We start from the raw sequence: 20,536 nt of genomic DNA, 5'->3' as shown, positions 1-20,536 counted from the left end.
TGATTTAAATTCACTTGTTGGGAGTAGTGTTATATCATTGACCATAATACCGATATCACCATCAAGCTGTAGTTGGGGTTAAGTTAGCTATGATTAATTATTTAAAATTACTATTTTTTAGATCCAAATTTCTCTTTAAGTACATTAGAAAAGAGAAGAGTGCTTCTGTTGTTCAAAGAAACTTAGTTGACTGCGAAAATGAATATAGCAAAATTCCATCTGATGAGATGATTAGCTTTCCTGCTACATGGGTAACAGAGCTTTATACGCCGTCTTTAGCAAGAGAGCTCGTAAAAAAAATTAAAAAATTAGGATGGGGCGACTCAGGATTTTCCGATCAGTCGGCTAGTGATTGGATAAATAGTCTACGTCGAGGTACTTTTTCTGGCCGAAAATATTTTGAACCTATAGTCTCAGATAGAACGGGGAAATTACTTAGTACTGATTGTCGGGAAAAAGCTGTTTTACCAAGCGGTGTTGTTTCAATAAAACCAACTTTATGTTCTATCTCGCCCAGTATCACGGCGTTAAATATTCTTTTCATTTTCGATAAAAAGGTATCAGGATCATTACAGGATATTTTAACTTCTGAATATACCGCTGTAGTTACACGCGGAAAGAGGTATAGTTTTATTGATTATGTTAGATTTGTTTTTCTAGGTAAGGATTTAAATCACTTTGATAATATTGAAATGCCAACTAATATACGTGAGCGTATGTCAAGTGATATTTTTAGATTGCGTAAGGATGTATGTGCGCAATGGGTTAAATCTAATATACCTGGGGTGTTTTCGAACATAGATGGTTCTTGTATCCCGAATACTAATTTTATAGTTTCGGAGTCGAATGTTATTTCACCGGATCTATGTAGAGAAAAACCCTCGTTTCGCTCTATATGTGACTCGGGAGATAGTTTTTGGACTTCACGTGATTGGATTGGTTCCACTTTTCGTATCCCCGTTATTAATTCTGAATGTGAGTTATATTTGTATAGTAGGCGTAAAGATGCCTTTGGTGTAAACAGTATGAGCAGTATGGATAGTATAGATACATCCGATTTTGAGTTAATTAGGAGGGCTGAATGCGATGTCTTGACTATTATGAATGAGTTCTCTGTTGGTTTTCTCTTGACTAGCTATAGCTACATACTCTCCGAAATGCGAGATAATATATCGCGTGGTGATAATAAGAGGATTGTAAGAAATTTGAAGGATTATAGAAAGCTTTCAATGGAATGGATATATGATATAAAAGCAGTTGTTTTAGATATCTATGATAAAAATGGGGTCGAGGCAAGGAGTACGTATGGACTACCTCGTCTAAATAGAGTTGGGAGCGTGGATGAACGAAGTGAACATGATTTAAAAACAATCTTAAGAGAAGCCTCATATAAAGATGCTCAACGTCTTGAAAAGGAGGTTAGGTATCTTGAGAGCGTTTTTGATACTATTAATTCTACAAGCCAGGCTATATCAAGCATAAGGCTACAAAGATGGGCGATATTTTTTGCAGTTGTAACATTTATAGCTACCGTTATTGGCATATGAGGTATGGCTTAAATGAAAGTGTGTAAGTAGGATAGTTGCGTCGAAAAGTACTTCATTATGTCTTACCGGTCTTAGAGCGTCATTTTTGCATTAAGGACGTTTGCATCAGCAATTACATTATGGAGAGGGCATCTGGGGCAGATGGATACTGTTAGGGGGAGGCGGCGCTGGGTCCTAGCCCGCCGCCGAGGTGGTGGGCGGCCAGTGATCGAGTGGAACGGTCATTCCCGTGAAGAGTGACGGAAACATGATGGTGCGCCTCGCGCTCACACCCCCTGATGCCGACACGCCAGCGCCATGTGATAGACGATTTCATCGGCGAGGGCGTTGTCGAGGGTGCGCTCAAGATCGATGATCAGCTGGTTGGGGTAGTAGGCGCTGAGGTCCAGCCCGACGCCGAGGCCGAGGATGGCCTGGCGGCCGGAGCGGGTCTGTTGCGCGACGACCTGCTTGAGGTGGCTATCGAGGTACTGTTCATCATTGGCCATGTTGGTGGCGCTGTCACAGGGGCTGCCATCGGAGATGACGACCAGCAGACGGCGCGCGCCTTCGTCGGCAGGGGCGTTGTCCGCGAGACGTGAGCAGGCCCATTGCACGGCTTCGCCATCCACGCCTTCGCGGTAGAGATCGGCCTTGAGCAGGGCGCCGAAGTGGCGGCGCGCACGTCGCCACGCCAGTGATGCGGGCTTGAAGATCAGATACTGCACTTCATTCAGGCGGCCCGGACGCGCGGGCTTGCCGGCGCGACGCCAGTCCTTCAGGGCGCGGCCGCCATTCCAGGCACCCGTGGTGAAGCCGAGCACCTCGGTGGGCACACCGGCCATGTCGAGTGCGCGGGTGAGAGTTTCGATCAGCATCGCCACCGCCTCGCCATGTACCTTCATCGAACCGGAGCAGTCGATCAGGAAGCTGACCTGGGCACTGGCCTCGGGCACCCAGCGCTCGCGCTGGAAGACCCGCCGCTCGGCCGGTGAGGAAATCACCTGACTCAGCCGCCGCCCATCGATGATTCCTTCCTCCTCCCCGAAGTGCCAGCCCTCACGCCTGGGAGAGCTGAAATGGCGCGCCAGCTGGCGTGCCAGGCGCCGCACGTTGATCTTCTGCTCCGCCAGACGCGTATCCAGCGCCTGACGATACTCATCGAGCAGGGCCGCGCGCATGCGTCTGGCAGGTTCCAGCTCGCGGTCATAGGCCGTGGTGAACACCTGATAGGGCAGCAATTCCTCCGGCGCGCCACGCCGATGACTCGGCAGCTGCGCTGCCGCCTGCTCGTCGAGCAGGCTCGCTTCCTCATCCTCGTTTTCCAGAAACAGCGCGAAGCGCTGCCGGGCGTCCGAGTCGTCATCCTCCTCGCCGCCCTGCTCCTCCAGCGATTCGGCCAGCTCCTGCTCCAGCCACAGGCTGATGTTCAGCGCATGCTGCTGATAGGCCGCCTGATCGAAGCGCGTACGTCTCAGCCCCGCCATGTCAGCGCCCAGCGCCTGATAGAAGGAGGCGCGCGTCGTCTCGATGTAATCCTCCGTCTCGTGGATCACCGCACAGGCCATCAGGCGCGACCAGCACGACTGGATGACGCTGTAGATGAGGATGCCGCTGCTCGTCTCGGTCAGGCCCGCGTGATAGAAGGCCAGGCACCAGTCGGTGAAGCGCCGCGTCAGATTCTCCTTCACGCCGGGCATGTCAGGGTCGACCAGCGCCTCGACACGCAGCTGCTCCAGCAGATCATAGATCAGGCGGGTTTCCGGCAGCGCCGGGCGCGCCGCCAGATGCAGCGCCTCGTCGGTGTGGATCAGACGCAGCGCGATGGCATCGCTGACCGCGCGATAGTTGTCGAGCGTACAGTCATTCTCTTCCAGCCGCAGATGCGGCGTGCGCAATGGCAGCGCCCGAGCATGCCGGCTCAGGCGCCGCCCACGATAGGCCCAGCCGGCCTGGCCGCTGAGTGCCCCGAGACTCGCCGCCGCAAGCTCCTCGAGATACTGCTGACGACGACGTACCTGCTGGGCCGCACTCATGCCTGGACTCCCTTGTCACTGTCCTGTTCATCCATCAGGTCACTCTCCATCAGGTCGCTCTCCATCAGCGCCGCGGATTCCTCCAGTTCCTTGGCGAAACAACGCTGATAGAACTCGGCGACCAGCGGTCGCTCATGCTCATCGCACTTGTTGAGGTAGGAGAGGCGGAAGGCCAGCGCCGGGTTGCGGAAGATCTCGCAGTTCTCCGCCCAGGTGATCACGGTACGCGGCGACATCAGGCTCGACAGGTCGCCATTGGCGAAGCCCTTGCGGGTGAGGTCGGCCACCGCGACCATCGCGCGAATCAGGGCGCGGCCACGCTCGTTGTCCTTGGCGGGCACCCGCGCCAGCACGATCTTCACCTCTTCCTCACGCGGCAGATAATCCAGCTTGGCGACGATGTTCCAGCGGTCGATCTGCGCATGATTGAGTAGCTGGGTGCCGTGATAGAGCCCGTCCTGATTGCCGAGCCCCACGGTATTGGCGGTGGCGAACAGTCGGAACTGCGGATGCGGGCGAATCACGCGATTCTGGTCGAGCAGCGTGAAGTGGCCGTCACGCTCCAGAATGCGCTGGATGACGAACATCACGTCCGGACGGCCGGCATCGTACTCATCGAAGATCAGCGCGATGGGGCGAGTCAGCGACCAGGGCACGATGCCTTCCTGGAACTCGGTGATCTGCACGCCGTCGCGAATCACGATGGCGTCCTTGCCGACCAGATCCAGCCGGCTGACATGGCCATCGAGATTGACGCGCAGGCACGGCCAGTTGAGGCGCGCGGCGATCTGCTCGATATGGGTCGACTTGCCGGTGCCGTGCAGGCCCTGAACCATCACGCGGCGGTTGTTGGTGAAGCCGGCGAGAATGGCGAGGGTAACATCGGGATTGAAGCGGTAGGCGGTGTCGATCTCCGGAACATGGGCATCGCGATGCAGGAAGACCGGCACCTTGAGGTCGCTGTCGATATCGAACAGCTCGCGCACGCCGCGCAGTTCGGTGGCCTGCAACTGGCCAGCGGGCAGCGGCTGCTCGGCATCGCTGGCAGGGTGTTGGGCATCGCTGGAAGGCGTCAAGGTGGCATCGCTCACGGGGTGTCTCCCTCGTCATTCTTGTCGGTGGCTGGCCGCAGAGGCTGCAGGGGAATGCAGTGGCCAGCGGACGGCGGCAATGGCCTGAATATAGCTTTGTTTCTAAAAATAATGCAAATCGTATCGAAATATGAGATTTGTGATTATTCATTCCCCCGCAGGAGCAAGGCAGATGAGCGATACCCTGATCATTGGTGGCGGCGTGATCGGCATGATGATGGCGTGGCAGCTGGCCGAGGCCGGCCAGACGGTCACGCTGCTGGAGCGCGGCCAGTGCGGGCACGAGGCATCGTGGGCCGGTGGCGGTATCGTCTCGCCGCTGTATCCGTGGCGCTATTCGAGTGCCATCTCATCACTGTCACGCTGGTCAGAAGGCGAATACCCCAGGCTTGCCGAGGCGCTCAAGGACGCCACCGGCATCGATCCGGAGTATCGCCAGAAGGGGCTGATCTACCTGCGGGTCGAGGACGAGGCGCTGGCCCTGGACTGGGCGCGCACCCAGCACAAGCCGCTGGAGGTGATCGGTCAGGAGGCGCTCTACGCGCGTGAACCGAATCTGGTCGCGGGCCATCAGGAAGCCTTGTGGATGCCGACACTGGGCAGCATCCGCAATCCGCGCCTCGGTCAGGCGCTGCGTGCGCGTCTGCTGGCCCACCCGCGTATCCGGGTGCGTGAAGAGTGCGAGGTCACCCAGCTGGTGCTTGCCACGCCGTCGCGTGTCACGGGCGCACGGCTTGTTGATGAGACCGTCAGCGCAGACAACGTCGTGGTGTGTGGCGGCGCCTGGAGTGGCAGGCTGCTGGCGGCCGCCGGCGTACTGCTGCCGGTGCGCCCGGTGAAGGGCCAGATGATGGTGTTCAATCCGGTGGCGGCGGGGCTTTGCAGCGTGGATGCGCCGCTATTGTCGCGAGTGGTGCTGTGCGATGGCCGCTACGTGATTCCGCGCGCCGATGGGCGGATTTTGATCGGCTCGACCCTGGAGCATCAGGACTTCGACAAGTCCACTACCACGCAGGCGCGCGAGTCGTTGCATGCCAGCGCCGCGAGCATCCTGCCTGCGCTGGGGGATCTGGCGCCGGAACATCACTGGGCAGGTCTGCGTCCGGGCACGCCGGATGGCACGCCCTTCATCGGCGCGGTGCCGGGGCTGAACGGCCTCTACGTGAATGCCGGCCACTACCGCAATGGTCTGGTGCTGGCGCCCGCCGCCACGCGCCTGCTCAGTGACATCCTGCTCGGGCGAGAGAGCTTCATGTCAGCGGAGGCCTTCACGCCACCGGGCGTGGCAGCGCCCACGGCCCTCGCAGGCTGAATCGTCCGAGGGCGGCGATCGGATGGCCTTGGTACGGCATCAGCGCGGTGCGATGGGACCAGTTGGCACCAGGGCAGCAGCGCTGGTACCAACTGGCCCAATCGCTGGTGGTCAACTGGTGCTAAAGGGCAGTGCAGGTGTCGGCGTAGTCTCGGGTCATGGCGCAGCGCCTGCTGTCGCCCTTGCTCAAACGACACGCTCGAACGACAAGCCCAACAACAAGCCCAACAACAAGACCGCGGAGCCCGACCCATGACTCACCAAGCGACCATCGAACTGCTGACTGCCTTCTGCGACGCCCTCAACCGTCACGACATCGATGACTGCCTGTCGATGATGACCGATGACTGCGAATTCCTCGCCATCGCCGGGCCGGAGCTGGAAGGCAAGACCTTCGCCGGTCAGGACGCCGTGCGTGCGGGTCTCTCCGCCGCCTGGCAGAACGCGCCGGATGCCCAGTGGATCGACGCGGAAATCTTCGCCGAGGGCGAGCGCGGTTTCGTCATCAGCACCTACACCGGCACCACCGCCGATGGCGCGCGCAGTGAAGCGCGCATGATCGACGCCTTCACGCTGCGTGACGGCAAGATCGCGATCAAGAATGCCTTCCGCAAGAACCGTCCGCCCGTCAACGTCTGAGCGCCAGCGGCGTATCGATCAGGGATGAGGTTTCTGAAGCTGTCTTTGCCCAGGGGCAGCGCGTCATGGCGTCAGGTCGTGGCGTGCGCCCCGTGGGTGAGAGGAGGTGTTCGAGATGGAAACTATCGTGCAGCATGGCGCCCGGCTAGATGAGGTGGGCAGCGAGTCACCACAGCGCCCGGCCACTCAGGCCTCCCGGCCGTATGACCCGGCCTATGACCCGATGGTGAGCGCCACCCCCGGCGAAGGGCGCGATTACGCGCCGACCTACTGGGTCGCCACCGCCGGCGAGCCGCCGGCAGACGATGGCCCGGTGATGGGCGATATCGACGCCGATGTGGTGATCGTCGGTTCCGGCTTCACCGGTCTGAGCGCTGCCATCGTGCTGGCCGAGAAGTACGGCATCAAGGCCACCGTGCTGGAGGCCAATCGGGTCAGCTGGGGCTGTTCGACCCGCAATGGCGGTCAGGCGCAGTGCGCCACCGGTCGCCTCAAGCGCTCGCAGTGGATCGAGCGTTACGGTCTCGAGGCCGCCCACGGCCTGCACCGCGAGTGCGTCGAGGGCATGGAGAATTTCAAGGAATTGATCAAGGACATCGACTGCGATCCGCAGCCGGGCGGCCATCTGTATATCGCTCACCGCGAGCGCATGATGCCGGGGCTGGAGAAGGAAGCGCGCCTGTTGCGCGAGACCTTCAACTACGACGCCCGCATCATCGATGGCGCCACGGTGCGCAACGAGTGGGTCGGCGACGAAGAGGCCTGCGGCGCGATGCACGAGCCGGAAGGCATCGGCGTGCACCCGGGCAAGTTGGCCTTCGGCTATCTGCGCAAGGCGCGCCGCCTGGGCGTCAAGGTGCACCCGGCAAGCCCGGTGGAGCGCTTCGAGACCCGCGATGGCGTGCACTATCTGACGACGCCGGGTGGTGTGGTCAAGGCGCGCTCGGTGGGCATGGCCACTGGCGGTTACACCTCCGGCAAGCTGCATCCGGAGCTCGACAAGCGGCTGATGCCGGTGCTCTCCAACTCGCTGGTGACGCGCCCGCTGACGGCGCAGGAAATCGAGGCGACCCGCTTCCATACCCATCAGGTACTCACCGATACCCGGGTGCTGCGTCACTACTACCGCCTGCTGCCGGACAACCGCCTGCAGATCGGCAGTCGCAGTGCCGTGTCAGGCCGTGACGCGCCCAAGGCGAAGTACGAGCAGCTGCTGATCGCCGACATGCATCGCAAGTTCCCGGCGCTGCAGGGCATCGAGGTCGATTATTCCTGGTGGGGCTGGGTGGATGTCAGTCACGACATGATGCCGCGCATCCATCAGCCGGACCCGAAGCAGAGCATCTATTACGCCATGGGCTATGGCGGCAACGGCGTGATGTACTCCGCCCAGGCGGGCAAGCGTCTGGCACAGTGGATTGCCAAGGACGCCGCCGATCTGGTGCTGCCGATCTTCCAGTCACGCCTGCCGTATCCCAATGTGCTCAACAAGGTCGAGTCGCCGCTGTTCGCGCCGTTCCGCCGCACCGGCCAGCGCTGCCTGTATCGCTGGTACGCGATGAAGGACGAAGCGCAGTAGTCTGCAAGTGCGATTATCTGCAAGTGCGATTGCCCGAAAGACAAGAGACTCCCTGATTGCCAAGTATTATTGGTCATTCAGGGAGTCTCTTTTTAGCTATAGGGTAATCATTTTTCATAATCTCCTGTCGAGAATCAAGCGCTCATGTCGATGACGCTTTCGGATGCCTCCATCGCCAGCGGTACCAGCTCGGCCAGCTTGAGAATGCCGGTCTCGATGCGCGCTTCCGGAATCGCCGAGAAGCCAAGCCGGAAGTAGTGGCGATGGCTGTCGCGATCGTGGAAGAAGTGCAGGTCACCGACCTCGATCAGGATGCTGCGCTCACGGGCGAGGGCAGCGAGGCGGTGGGCATCGAGCGTGTCGGGGCCTTGCATCCAGAAGCACGAGCCGCCGTAGATCGCGGGCGTGCTCATCATCGGCAGATGGCGCTGGATGGCGTCGCGCATCAGCAGGAAGCGCCGCTGCATCACCTGATGCATCTGATTGATCAGGCTGTCGTGATAGCCACGCGCGATGAACAGCCCCACCGCACGCTGATTGTTGGTCGGCGGATGGCGCAGCATCAAACGGCGCAGGGCGCGAGCCTCTCGAATCAGCGTGGGGTGCGCCACCATGTAGCCCAGTCGCAACCCGGGGGCGAGAGTCTTGGACAGGCTGCCGACATAGATGACCCGCTTGTGGCGGTCCAGGCTCTTGAGCGCCGGTGTCGGGTTGTCGGCGTAGTTGCTCTCGCTCTCGTAGTCGTCCTCGATGATCAGGAAGTTGCCGGTCTCGGCCATATCCAGCAGCTGGCGGCGACGCTCCAGCGGCAGGGTGACGGTGGTCGGTGACTGATGGCTGGGCGAGACATAGACCAGTCGGCAGTCCTTGAGTGACTCCACCGGCTGCATGCCCTTGTCGTCGATGGGCAGCAGCTGGATGTCATCGGTGAAGGTGCTGGCGATGTTGTACATGTCGACGTAGCCGGGGTTCTCCATCGCGAAGCGCTGGCCCTGCTTGAGCAGCAGCATGCAGCTGATCCACAGCGCCTGCTGCGTACCTACCGTGATCAGAATCTCCTCCGGGCTTGCCCAGACACCGCGGCGCGGCAGCAGCCGCTGATGGATCTGCTCGATCAGCAGCGGGTCGTCATTGTTGAGGTGGTCCACCGACCAGCTGCGGATCGACGGCACGCTCATCGAGTCGCGGCTGCATTCGCGCCAGTGCTGGGTGGGAAAGAATTCCGGGTCCAGCTGACCATAGAGGAAGGGGTAGTCGTACTGGTGCCAGTCACCGGGCTTCTCGATGGTGCGCTGCCTGGACGGCTTGAAGGCCAGCCGCTCATCCCAGTCGAGGCTGTCGGCCTCGATGTCATTGAGACGCACCGGCGTATCGGCGCGACCCTTGAGAATCTCGGGATTGATGAAGTAACCGCTGCGCTCGCGCGCGATGAGAAAGCCATCTTCCAGCAGCTGCTCGTAGGCCAGCATCACGGTATTGCGCGCGACATTCAGCTCGCGGGCCAGCTTGCGGCTGGAGGGCAGCGCGACATCACGTGGCAGATGGCCTTCGAGAATCGCCTGGGAGATCTGCTCACGAATCTGGAATTGCAGGCTTTCCTTGCGCGAGGAATCAAGGTGAAACAGCGGATGACTCATGCATGTTCTCTATTGTTGTCGCGAGAGTGTCGTTACTAGGACTTTTTACCATAAGCTCTCGTTTTATATGCATTTTTCATGCCTTTTGCTGGTAGGCAGCGCCGGGAAGCGCGGTGCGGGCCGGCGTGGACGATCCGGCCGCCAAACCCGGCCTGTCATCATTGAGGCAGAGCGCCGCAAGGAGAGCAATAGCCAGCCGGAGCTGGTCCCATCGATGTCGACGGATTGGTTCTATCGAGGAATGGCGCACGGGGGGAAAGTGATCTGGCAGGTACAACGAAAGCACAGTTCAAGCACGACGCGATTTCACACTCCCTTTCCTGGGGCTGTAGATGAGCAGGTGATGGCAATCGTGAATGACATGATGCGCTGCAAGAGAGTGGTGCAGACGCGAAGTCATTGACGTTACGAGGTGCAGTACCCCGCTCGCTATCACGCGCAGCCGTCAGGAGCCCGCAACAACAATAACGACGGGACAGACAAGATGATCGACTCGACACAGACCCTTTCAAACCTCCGCTCCCTTGGTCGCACTGGTATGACTCGCACCGGTGCCTTCAAGACCACGCTGGCCATCACGGTGACTGCCGCGAGTCTGGGCATGGCCGCGGGCGCCAATGCCGCGACCTGGAAGATGGCCCTCGGCGATGCGGCAGGCGGCACCCAGTATGAACTGGGCAAGACCTTCGCAAGCCTGGTGGAAGAGAAATCCGGCGGCGACATCAAGGTGGACCTGTTCCCCAACGGCCAGCTGGGCAGCGAGCAGGATACCGTCAACAACGCCAGCATGGGCCTCGTTGACCTGTCCGTGGTGGCGATCAACAACCTGACGCCCTTCTCGCCGACCGTCGGCGTGCTGACCCTGCCGTATGTCATCCACGGCCCGGACGATGCCAAGGCGCTGACGCAAGGCAAGATCGGCGATGAGCTGCGCGAGAACACCCTGCGTGATTCCGGTATCCGCATTCTGGGCTGGGCCTATTCCGGCTGCCGTCGTCTGACCAACTCCAAGCAGGCGGTCGCCTCACCGGCAGACCTGCAAGGCATGGTCATCCGCGTGCCCAAGAACGAGATCATGATCTCTTCGTATCAGTCCTGGGGCGTCAATCCCAACCCGCTGGCGTGGTCCGAGACCTTCACCGCCCTGCAACAGGGAGTCGTCGATGGCCAGGACAACCCCTACATCACCATCGATGCCATGAAGTTCTATGAGGTGCAGAAATACGTGACCGACAGCTGTTACGTGTTCTCGATGGAGCCGCTGATCATGGGCGAAGGCACCTTCCAGAGTCTCAGCGAAGAGCAGCAGAAGCTGGTGCTGGCCGCTGGTGAAGAGGCGACGTCCCATAGCTACGACTACCTGCTGGCCACCGAGGATTCCATCAAGAAATCGCTGGTGGAAGAGCACGGCATGACCATCACCCAGCCCGCCAATGATGAGAAGGAATGGATCGCCAAGGCCTCCAGCATCTGGCCGGACTTCTATGACAGCATCGGCGGCCGCGACAAGCTGGTCGAAGTGCTCGAGACCCTCGGACGTGATCCGTCCACCGCGCCCTGAAGATTTCCTGAACGGCTGAGGCTTTCAAGGCCCGCCCGGATTCCCCTGCCTTCCGGCACCTGTCATGAGCATGCCAAGAGCATGTCGTCGACATGTGATCGCTGGCAGGGGAGGCGTGGCGTCAAGTGGTCATCGCTGGCGATGTCGGGGGATCTGTATCCATGCGGGTATTGTTGAAGATTCTGGATAATCTCGAGAACTATCTCTGCCAGTTCCTGCTGGTGGTGTTCGTCATCATTCTCTTCACGCAGATCATGCTGCGTAACCTTTTCAGCTACTCGATTCCCTGGGGAGACGAGTTGGCGACCTATGCCTTCGTGTGGTTTGCCTATCTGGGCGCCGTCTACGCCACACGCATGTCGGCGCATAACCGTGTGACCTTCCAGTTTCGATTCCTGCCGCGATGGGTGGAAACCGTCTGCGGCGTGATGACCGATATCATCTGGATCGCCTTCAATGCGGTGTTCATCTATTACAGCTACGACTTCGTGTTCAACAAGATGAATCTGTTCTGGAAGTCACAGACATTGGGTGTGCCGATGAAGTACTTCTATCTGATTCTGCCGCTGGCCTTTACCGCCATGACGGTGCGCATCATCCAGACCAATTATCTCAAGTTCGTGCGCAAGGAAGACATCGTGGACCCGGAATCCCAGGCAATGGAGGAATTGAAGCAGGGTGATGATGGCCAGGTCAGTGAAAGACAGGGCAGTGAAGGACAGGAGGGCGGCAAGTCATGATCGATTCCACCATCATCTACATCCTGTTTGGCGTCTTCTTCCTGCTGCTGGTGCTTGGCGCACCGATCACCGTCTCGCTGGGTGTCGCGGCGCTGGCGACCTATCTGAGCATCGATGAAAACCCGATGGCGTTCGTGCAGATCGCCTTTACCTCGGTGGGCTCCTTCCCGCTGATGGCCTTGCCGGCCTTCATTCTGGCCGGGGCGCTGATGGAGGCCGCCGGCATCTCGCGGCGTCTTGTCGATATCGCCGAGGCCTTCGCCGGGCCGGTGACGGGCGGACTGGCCGCCGCCACGGTATTTGCCTGCATGTTTTTCGGCGCGATTTCCGGCTCAGGGCCTGCCACCACGGCGGCGGTCGGCATGCTGATGATTCCGGCGATGGCCAAGCGCGGCTATGACCGTGGCTACGCCTCGGCGATCACGGCCTCATCCGGTGGATTGGGGGTGGTGATTCCGCCGTCGATCCCGATGGTGATCTTCGGGATTTCCGGCATGGGCCTGCAGCCGCCGCCCGAAGCGGTGGCCATGCATGGTGATTTCCAGACGCTTTCGATCCCGAAGCTGTTCATCGCCGGCGTCATGCCGGGTGTGGTGATCGCCGGTTTCCTGCTGACGATCAACTACGTGATCTCGAAGAAACGCGGCTATCGCGGGCTGACCAACAGCTGGTCGTGGACGCATATTCGCGCCACCTTGAAGAAGGGCATCTGGTCGATGCTGGCGCCCTTCATCATTCTGGGCGGCATCTACAGCGGTCTGTTCACGCCGACCGAATCTGCCATCGTCGCCATCGTCTATACCCTGATCGTCGGCATCTTCCTGCACAAGGAACTCAAGTGGAAGCCGACGCTGCGCACCCTGGAAACCACCACCTGGATCACCGGTCGCGTGCTGCTGATCCTGTTCACGGCGACGGTATTCGGGCGGCTGCTGGTCGAGCAACGCGTGCCGGCCCATATCGCCGAGGGCATGCTGGCGATGACCGACAACCTCTATCTCATCTGGGCGATGATCATCTTCTTTCTGCTGTTCGTCGGCATGTTCATGGAGACGCTGGCCGCGATCATGATTCTCACCCCGGTGCTGCTGCCGATCATGTACATGCTGGGGATGGACCCGGTGCACGTCGGCATCGTGGTGGTCTGCGCGCTGGCCATCGGCTTCCAGACGCCGCCATTGGGGGAGAACCTCTTCGTGGCTTCGGGGATAGGCGGCGCCTCCATCGAAGAGATTTCCCTGAAGGCATTGCCGTTCGCGGCGGGCTCGGTGGCGGCCATCTTCCTGATCGCCTATGTGCCTGAAATCTCGCTGTGGTTACCCAGGGTGATGGGGTACTGAAGCGCCATCCGTACGCTAGCCCTGCAATGAACGAGGAGAAGGATGATGCCGGCAGTCAAACGAATTCTGTGTTGTGTAGGTCTGCGCGGAGATTGTGAGCGGGTACTGGCGCGCTCGGTGTGGTTGGCGGGGGCGACGGGCGCCGAGCTGCACGTGCTGCACGCCGTCAAGTCACTCTCGGATGACGTGATGAACACCCTCAAGGTCAACATCCGCCACAAGCCGACGCTGGAGGGCCTGATGCAGCAGCGGCTCGATCAGGCGCAGGAAAATCTGGAAAAGATGCTGGAGGACTTCTGGAGCACCCATGACGACGGCGATCCGCGCCCGGTGATCGCCGGGCTGAATGTGGTGGAGGGCTATCCGGCCTCGGAGATCATCCGCTACGCCACGCGCCATGACTGCGACATGATCATCATGGCCACCAACAAGCGCGGTTTCGTGGCCTCCTATGCGGGCAAGGTCACCAAGGGGGTGATCAAGCGCGCCAGCATTCCGGTGGTGGTGGTGCCGACGCCCTGAGCCGAGGGAGGCACATCAGGGCGGCACGTGAAAAAGCTCGCCCCTACAGACAGTGACGGTCTGTGGGGCGAGCTTTTTTCTGATCATGCTCCATCTTTCGCTTTGAACATGCTCCCTCTTGTGCTCGGGGCATGTTCCCTTCTCAGCGTCACTGAGGTGCCTGAGTCACAGCGTGCCTTCCAGCTCGGTGGCGACCTGGCGCATCAGCGGCGCCCACTCCAACAGGGAGTCGATGGAGTGGCGCAGGCGCGGTGCGTGGATCGCCAGTGTCGCCTGGATCTGGCCGACCTCATCGAAGACCGGCACCGCGATGGCGACCATGCCCTGGATGAACTCCTCATCATCGGTGCTCAGCTGATTGCGCGCCACGGTGTCGAGCGCCTCCTCCAGCGTGGCCCGAGAGGTCAGGGTGCAGGGCGTGTGTGCCTCGAGTGCCAGATGGGCGAGCAGGGCGCGGCGGCGATGCAGTGGCATCAGCGCCAGAAACAGCTTGCCACTCGCGGTGCAGTGCAGCGGCAGGCGTGAGCCGGGGGCCAGCTGGATGCGCACCGGCCAGTTGGTTTCCACGCGGTCGTAATACATCACCTCGTGGCCATCGAGCAGCGTCAGGTTGCAGGTTTCGCCGACTTCCCTGGCCAGCCGTTCCAGCAGGACGCGGCGCGGCACCTTGAGGCCTTCATTGGCCAGTGCCCCCAGCGACATGCGGCGAAAGCGCGGGCCGGGCAGCAGGTGACGGCCATCCAGATCACGACTGATCAGCTGCTGTTCTTCCAGCTGCTTGAGCAGGCGGTGGATGGTCGGCTTGGGAATGTCGAAACGCTTCTCGAGGTCGGCGGCGCTGACGGCATGCTGGGTGGTGACGATGTCTTCCAGCAGGCTCAGGGCCCGAAAGAGGGTCGAATTCGTCGTGATGTCTTTGCTCATCTAGTGTCCTCATCCTGACTGTCGGGGGCATGTCGTGGGCGATCAGCGCGGCCGACAGGGGCAGGGTGGCAAGGCGTCAGTGCATCGATTCATCACGCAGGCCGACATCTACTGATGGCTTGCGTGATGAGACGAAGACAGCCCCTCGCGGGGCTGTCGATGAGGCTAGTGTTACAGGTTTACCAGGAACAGGGAAAGGGAAGGCACCAGGCAGATGGCCAGCCAGCAGGCGATCAACGCGATGAAATAGGGAATCACGTATTTCACCAGTCTGACGTAGGAGATGCCGGTGATGCTGCTGGCCACGTACAGGTTGAGCCCGAAGGGTGGCGTGACGAAGCCGATGGCGGCACCGACCAGGAAGATGACCGAGAAGTGGATCGGGTCGACCCCAGCCTGCTGGGCGATGGGCGCGAGAATCGGCGCCAGGATGATCGTCACCGGCAGACTCTCCAGGATCATGCCCGCCAGCAGGATGATCAGCATGCAGGTGCCCAGCGTCAGGTAGTAGTTGTCGATGCCGCTGAGCATCTCGCTCAGTGCCTGACCGGCACCCAGCACCGACAGCAGCTGCTGCATGACCACCGAGATGGCGATCAGCGGTGCCAGCATGCCGGCGATCTGACCCGAGCGCAGCATGATGGTCGGCAGCTTCTTGAGGCTGATCTCGCGAGTGATCAACAGCCCCGCGATCATGGTGAAGCCTACGGTGATGGCGGCGGCTTCGGTCGGCGAGAACTTGCCCGAGTAGATGCCGTAGACCACCACGCCGATGGTCGCGAAGCCCAGATAGGCCTTGCGCGCCAGTCTGGCGCTGACACCGGCCTTGAAGGGCTGCAGCTGGCCCCAGCCATTCTTGCGTGCCACCAGATAGCAGGCCCCCATCATCGCGACCACCATCAGGGCGCCCGGCACCATGCCGGCGATGAACAGGTCACTGATCGACAGGTTCATCATGAAGCCGTAGACGATGAAGATGATGCTGGGCGGAATGATGATGCCCACGGTGCCGCCGGAGGCCGCCGTGGCAGCGGCGAAGCGCTCGTCGTAACCGTTCTTGACCATCTCGGGCTGCATGATCGAACCGATGGTGGCGGTGGTACCGGCGTTGGAGCCGGAAATCGCCGCGAACAGCCCACAGGCGCCGAGGGTCGACATGCCCATCCCGCCGCGCATCCAGCTCAGCGTCGAGTAGGCGAAGTCGGAGAGTCGCTTGGCGATGCCCGCCGCGTTGATCAGGTCCCCCGTGAGGATGAACAGCGGCAACGCGAGCAGGCCGAAGAAGCTCAGCCCCTGGAAGAGGGTGACGCCGACATTGGCCAGCGTGAAGTCGATCACCAGACTGGTGCCGACCACCCACAGGCCGATGACCAGGAAGATGGGCACACCAAGCAGGAAGAAGCTGGTCACGCCCGCCGTGATCAGAAATATCCAGGTACCGTCAGTCATGCTGATCTCCTCAGTCCATGATGGACGGTTGCAGGTTGAAGGATTCACCGCGGCGATAATGTGACCAGTCAGCGTAGAGGTTCTGCAGTACGCGGTAGATGATCATCACCCATGCCAGCGGCGTGGCGAGGTAGAACCACCACTGCATGACGTTGTCGGTGCCCGGTACGATGGCGTAGTTGTCGTAGGCCAGCGTCACCTGGGTGGTGGTGAAGTAGATCACCATCATGCCGAAGCCGATCCACAGCACGGCGTCCAGAATCAGGCAGGCGAACTGGCCGCCGCGCGGCAGCTTCATGCGGATCTCGTTGAGGCTCAGGTGAGTGCGTTTCTTGACGTTGAGCGAGGCGCCGAACCAGGTCAGCCACAGGAACAGCAGCACCGGAATGCTGGTGCTCCACGGCGCCTGCAGGCCGAAGAAGAAGCGGCGGATGACTTCGACGAAGATGATGCCGGCCATGCCGGAATAGGCGATCAGAATCACGACCTGTTCCAGATGGGCATCCAGCCACAGGAAGGGACGCGCCCAGGGCGCGGCCTTCTTGATGGCAGGTTGCTTCGTCGATTGGCTGAAGATGGTGGTATCGCCCATTACCCCCTCCACCAGCGCTGCGGCTTGACGTTGACGGCGGCGACATCACGTGGAATCTCGCGCGCGATGGTGTGGATTTCCTGATAGATGTCGAGACCGCCGGACCACTTGTTGAGGCGTTCACGCCACTGTTCCCACGGCTCGGGATTGAATTCCGGCGAGCACATCTGTTCGGCGCGTGAGCGTTCGGCGTCAGACAGCGGTGCCACGCGCACATTGTTCTCGGCGAAGACGGTACCGGCGGCAGGGTGCTCGGTGGCGCCGACGATCTCGAAGCGGCCGGCCTCGTTCATGCCCTGGGTGAAGATCTGCGCACAGTAGGCGGATTCCATCACCTGGTCCTGCAGCTCAGAGCCGAGGCTGTCGAACTTGGGCAGGCTCATGCCGGTGTGCTCGGTGCCGGCGAAGAAGCGCAGGTCGACCGCCTGGGACACCACCGGTGCCATGCCGGCGTAGGCCACGGCGCTCATCCAGGTCTCGGCGCCATCCAGCAGGCCCTGGCGCAGGCCATCGAGGGTTTCTTCCCAGGCGACCGGCACCGGGTTCAGGCCCAGCTGCTCCATCGCGATACGCCCCATCTGGGTGCCGGTGACCCGGTTCTTGGTGCCCTTGAGGTCATCGATGCTGGTGACCAGCGGTTTGTCCTGCCACTTGAGGCCGAGCATGATGCCGCGCAGGTCACAGTGGGTGAACAGGAACTGCAGGTTGTGGCGTTGGCGCAGCGGTTCACGCAGCAGCTGCTCACTCTTCTTGTGATAGAAGAAGTGGAACATCGAGGCGACGGTGGGGAACAGATAGGCGAAATCGAGCACGTTCAGATACGGCGCGCTGCCCGAGGAGTTCTGGGTGGAGGCCGAGTAGATGTCGACGATGCCCTGTTGGGTCTTGCCGACGCAGTCCAGCTGGTTGCAGACCTCGTTGCTGCCCATGAATTCGACGCGAATCGCGCCGTTGGTGCGCTCCTCGAGATCACGTGCGAAGAACAGCTGACCGGATTTCTGGATGTCGAGGTTGCGCTCATTGAAGCCCGAGGCACCGAATCGTAGCTGGAACTTGGGCGCTGTCTTGTAGCGGCGCTGCTGCTCCTGGTCGGCGGCGCGCGCCAGCGTGGACGCGGTGAGACCTGCGCCGAGGCCGGTGGCGGCGAGCAGGGTCGAGGTCAGGCCGAAGCGACCCGAAATGTCGAGGAAGTCACGGCGTGACAGTTTGCTGAGTGGCGATGGCATGGTAGTGCTCCCGGTATTGTGTTTGCTTTTGTGTTGGGATACTGGTCTGTCGGCTGGGCTGAGATGTCGTCTTCCCCGGCCCTATACTGGCGTTGTTGTGGTTCTTGCGGTGCGATTCTTTGTTCCGTTGCGTGTCTGGCAAGCAGTCGGCTGATCACTTCTTTAGCCAAATGCTTGTTTATCCGTCCTTATTTGCTGTCCTGATTTGCCCGTCTTTATTTGCCCGTCTTTATTTGTCAGGCGTTTTCGCAGTGCCTGTTCAGAGCGTGTCTCTTCAGAGAGCGCTGGAGCGCTTGTCAGACATATCCGCTATTTCTTCAAAGCCACTTCAAAGTCTCTTCAAATTATCCTCAAGCCCTTTTCAAGCTCTCCTCAAGCACGTCTCCAGAGCCCATGAGCCCTGCTTCTGGCCTCTCTGGAGACTGCCATTGATGGCGGTCTGTGTCGTTCTCGCTAGTTCGTCTTACATAGTTGGTCGTATAACGAGACGAAAAGTACCGTTACCGGCGTTTCAAATCTCAATGTAGGGCACTTTTTCAGCTTTGGCAAAGATATTGAGACAATACGTTTCGTATTTGACGAATTCAAATTTTGATACCATGATTATGAGACAATATGTCTCGATATGGTATATAAAATAATGAAAACAACACGTTACGCCAATGCAGATGCATCAGCCGCCTATGACTACATCGTGATCGGTGCGGGTTCAGCCGGTTGCGTGCTAGCCAATCGTCTAAGCGAAGACCCTTCCATCAAGGTGTTGCTGCTGGAAGCCGGTGGCTCGGACTGGAATCCGTGGATCCATGTGCCGGTGGGCTATTTCAAGACGATGCACAATCCGGCGACCGACTGGTGCTATCTCACCGATCCTGACGAGGGGATCAATGGCCGTCGCCTGCAGTGGCCGCGCGGCAAGGTGCTGGGCGGGTCCAGTTCACTCAACGGCCTGTTGTATATCCGCGGCCAGCATGAGGACTACGACGACTGGGCGGCGGCAGGCAACAAGGGCTGGGACTTCAAATCGGTGCTGCCGTATTTCCGCAAGTCGGAATGTCAGTCGCGGGGTGCCAACCAGTGGCACGGTACCGATGGGCCGCTGCATGTCTCTGACCTGCGCCTCAAGCGTGAGATTGCCGAACGCTTCATCGAGGCGGCGGTGGAGGCGGGGATTCCGCTCAACAAGGACGTCAATGGTGAGCGCCAGGAAGGGGTCGGCTATTTCCAGCAGACGACATACAAGGGCCTGCGTTGCAGTACGGCCAAGGCCTTCCTGCGTCCGGCGCTCACACGCAGCAATCTGACACTGGTCAAGCATGCGCACTGTCGCCGTGTGTTGCTGGAAGGCAAGCGCGCAGTGGGAGTGGAATACGAGGTGAAGGGCACGATCCACACGGCGCGCGCCGAGCGCGAGGTGCTGCTGTCCAGCGGCGCCATCGGCAGCCCGCAGATTCTGCAATGCTCCGGTATCGGTGAGCCCGAGCATCTGGCCAGTGTCGGCGTCGAATGCCTGCACGCCTTGCCGGGCGTCGGCGAAAACCTCCAGGATCACCTGCAGGTACGCCTGGTGTTCAAGACCCAGTGCCGCACTCTCAATGATGAAGTGCGTCATCCGCTCAAGAAGCTGGCGGTCGGTACCCAGTACATCTTCACGCGTACCGGCCCGCTGACGCTGGCGGCCAGTCAGGTGTGTGCCTTCACCCAATCCCGCGAGGGGCTGACGCGTCCGGATATCCAGTTCCACATGCAGCCGCTGAGTGCCGACAAGCCCGCCGATGGCGTGCATCCGTTCTCGGCCTTCACGTCCTCGGTGTGTCAGCTGCGTCCGCACAGCCGCGGCCAGGTGCGCATCACCAGCGCCGACGCCAGAGCCTATCCCTCCATCCAGCCCAACTATCTCAGCGCCGAGGAAGACCGCCGCGTGGTGGTCGATGCCATCAAGGTGGCGCGACGCATCGCCCAGGCAGAGCCGCTGGCCTCGGTGATCAGCGAGGAGTATGTGCCGGGCGTGCAATATCAGAGTGATGAGGAGCTGCTCGAGGCCGCGCGCCAGTTCAGCCAGACCATCTATCACCCCGCGGGCACCTGCAAGATGGGCCACGATGCGCTGGCGGTGGTGGATGACGAACTGCGTGTCCACGGTCTTCAGGGCTTGCGTGTGGTGGATGCCTCGATCATGCCGGTGATCGTGTCGGGCAATACCAATGCGCCGACCATCATGATCGCCGAGAAGGCCGCCGACATGATCAAGGCCGCCCGAGTGGACATGGCTCAGGCCAGCTGACAGGCCTTCGTGCCTGAACGACACATCGCGGCGGAGCATCTTGCCCGTCATCGCTTGCCGGTTTGCTTGAGGAATTCG

The 20,536-nt window shown here is 60.2% G+C and carries 16 protein-coding genes; 9 read left to right on the top strand and 7 right to left on the bottom strand.

The genetic code is table 11. The annotated features are described in order from the left end of the window. The first annotated feature begins 89 nt into the window (after positions 1 to 89). Positions 90 to 1,547, top strand: coding sequence for a hypothetical protein (locus NH396_RS01740; protein ID WP_253061161.1), 1,458 nt, complete (start codon positions 90 to 92; stop codon positions 1,545 to 1,547). Between the two features lie 266 nt (positions 1,548 to 1,813). Here NH396_RS01740 and NH396_RS01735 read toward each other — a convergent pair whose 3' ends face one another. Both NH396_RS01735 and NH396_RS01730 read right to left on the bottom strand, forming a co-directional pair. Beyond that, entirely contained in the window at positions 1,814 to 3,562 is a 1,749-nt protein-coding gene (locus NH396_RS01735) for a cobalamin biosynthesis protein CobT (RefSeq protein WP_253061159.1), read from the bottom strand. Then, complete coding sequence (locus NH396_RS01730) at positions 3,559 to 4,653, bottom strand: AAA family ATPase (RefSeq protein ID WP_253061157.1); 1,095 nt, start codon at positions 4,651 to 4,653, stop codon at positions 3,559 to 3,561. The genes NH396_RS01735 and NH396_RS01730 overlap by 4 nt, the downstream gene beginning before the upstream one ends. 172 nt (positions 4,654 to 4,825) lie before the next feature. On the opposite strand from NH396_RS01730, the gene thiO reads away from it, so the two are divergent. The 3 genes from thiO to NH396_RS01715 all read left to right on the top strand — a co-directional run bounded on the left by thiO (position 4,826) and on the right by NH396_RS01715 (position 8,183). Then, on the top strand, positions 4,826 to 5,965 hold the full coding sequence (gene thiO, locus NH396_RS01725) for a glycine oxidase ThiO (RefSeq protein ID WP_253061155.1): 1,140 nt from the start codon (positions 4,826 to 4,828) through the stop codon (positions 5,963 to 5,965). A gap of 252 nt (positions 5,966 to 6,217) precedes the next feature. Next, the gene (locus NH396_RS01720; RefSeq protein ID WP_253061153.1) at positions 6,218 to 6,604 is read left to right on the top strand and encodes a nuclear transport factor 2 family protein; all 387 of its coding nucleotides are present in this window, start codon (positions 6,218 to 6,220) and stop codon (positions 6,602 to 6,604) included. Positions 6,605 to 6,719: 115 nt separating this feature from the next. Beyond that, on the top strand, positions 6,720 to 8,183 hold the full coding sequence (locus tag NH396_RS01715) for an FAD-dependent oxidoreductase (protein ID WP_253061151.1): 1,464 nt from the start codon (positions 6,720 to 6,722) through the stop codon (positions 8,181 to 8,183). A gap of 134 nt (positions 8,184 to 8,317) precedes the next feature. Here NH396_RS01715 and NH396_RS01710 read toward each other — a convergent pair whose 3' ends face one another. After that, positions 8,318 to 9,820, bottom strand: a complete 1,503-nt coding sequence (locus NH396_RS01710) for a PLP-dependent aminotransferase family protein (protein WP_253061149.1) — start codon at positions 9,818 to 9,820, stop codon at positions 8,318 to 8,320. Between the two features lie 538 nt (positions 9,821 to 10,358). On the opposite strand from NH396_RS01710, the gene NH396_RS01705 reads away from it, so the two are divergent. From NH396_RS01705 to NH396_RS01690, 4 genes are all read left to right on the top strand, one after another. Then, positions 10,359 to 11,381 carry a TRAP transporter substrate-binding protein gene (locus NH396_RS01705; RefSeq protein ID WP_253061147.1) on the top strand — a complete coding sequence of 341 codons (1,023 nt, stop codon included), beginning with the start codon at positions 10,359 to 10,361 and terminating at the stop codon, positions 11,379 to 11,381. Between the two features lie 161 nt (positions 11,382 to 11,542). Next, positions 11,543 to 12,121 (top strand): TRAP transporter small permease, encoded by a 579-nt coding sequence (locus NH396_RS01700; protein WP_253061145.1) that lies wholly within the window; start codon positions 11,543 to 11,545, stop codon positions 12,119 to 12,121. Continuing rightward, positions 12,118 to 13,461, top strand: a complete 1,344-nt coding sequence (locus NH396_RS01695) for a TRAP transporter large permease (RefSeq protein WP_253061143.1) — start codon at positions 12,118 to 12,120, stop codon at positions 13,459 to 13,461. Before NH396_RS01700 ends, NH396_RS01695 begins: the two co-directional genes overlap by 4 nt. A gap of 45 nt (positions 13,462 to 13,506) precedes the next feature. Next, positions 13,507 to 13,983 (top strand): universal stress protein, encoded by a 477-nt coding sequence (locus NH396_RS01690; RefSeq protein ID WP_176677590.1) that lies wholly within the window; start codon positions 13,507 to 13,509, stop codon positions 13,981 to 13,983. A gap of 165 nt (positions 13,984 to 14,148) precedes the next feature. Here the strand turns inward: NH396_RS01690 and NH396_RS01685 are convergent, their stop codons facing one another. The 4 genes from NH396_RS01685 to NH396_RS01670 form a co-directional block, all read right to left on the bottom strand. Then, positions 14,149 to 14,907 (bottom strand): IclR family transcriptional regulator, encoded by a 759-nt coding sequence (locus NH396_RS01685; protein ID WP_253061141.1) that lies wholly within the window; start codon positions 14,905 to 14,907, stop codon positions 14,149 to 14,151. 171 nt (positions 14,908 to 15,078) lie between these two features. Then, a complete protein-coding gene (locus NH396_RS01680; protein ID WP_253061139.1) occupies positions 15,079 to 16,356 on the bottom strand; it encodes a TRAP transporter large permease in 1,278 nt (425 codons plus the stop codon). A gap of 10 nt (positions 16,357 to 16,366) precedes the next feature. Beyond that, entirely contained in the window at positions 16,367 to 16,948 is a 582-nt protein-coding gene (locus NH396_RS01675) for a TRAP transporter small permease (RefSeq protein ID WP_253061137.1), read from the bottom strand. Then, positions 16,948 to 18,174 (bottom strand): TRAP transporter substrate-binding protein DctP, encoded by a 1,227-nt coding sequence (locus NH396_RS01670; protein ID WP_176677586.1) that lies wholly within the window; start codon positions 18,172 to 18,174, stop codon positions 16,948 to 16,950. Before NH396_RS01670 ends, NH396_RS01675 begins: the two co-directional genes overlap by 1 nt. A 640-nt stretch (positions 18,175 to 18,814) precedes the next feature. On the opposite strand from NH396_RS01670, the gene NH396_RS01665 reads away from it, so the two are divergent. Beyond that, on the top strand, positions 18,815 to 20,458 hold the full coding sequence (locus tag NH396_RS01665; RefSeq protein ID WP_253061135.1) for a choline dehydrogenase: 1,644 nt from the start codon (positions 18,815 to 18,817) through the stop codon (positions 20,456 to 20,458). Positions 20,459 to 20,536 lie beyond the last annotated feature (78 nt).

The sequence above is a fragment of the Cobetia sp. Dlab-2-AX genome (assembly GCF_024124625.1).
Taxonomy (GTDB): domain Bacteria; phylum Pseudomonadota; class Gammaproteobacteria; order Pseudomonadales; family Halomonadaceae; genus Cobetia.
Note: the sequence above shows the minus strand (reverse complement) of the source record. Positions and strands in the feature narration are given on the sequence as shown.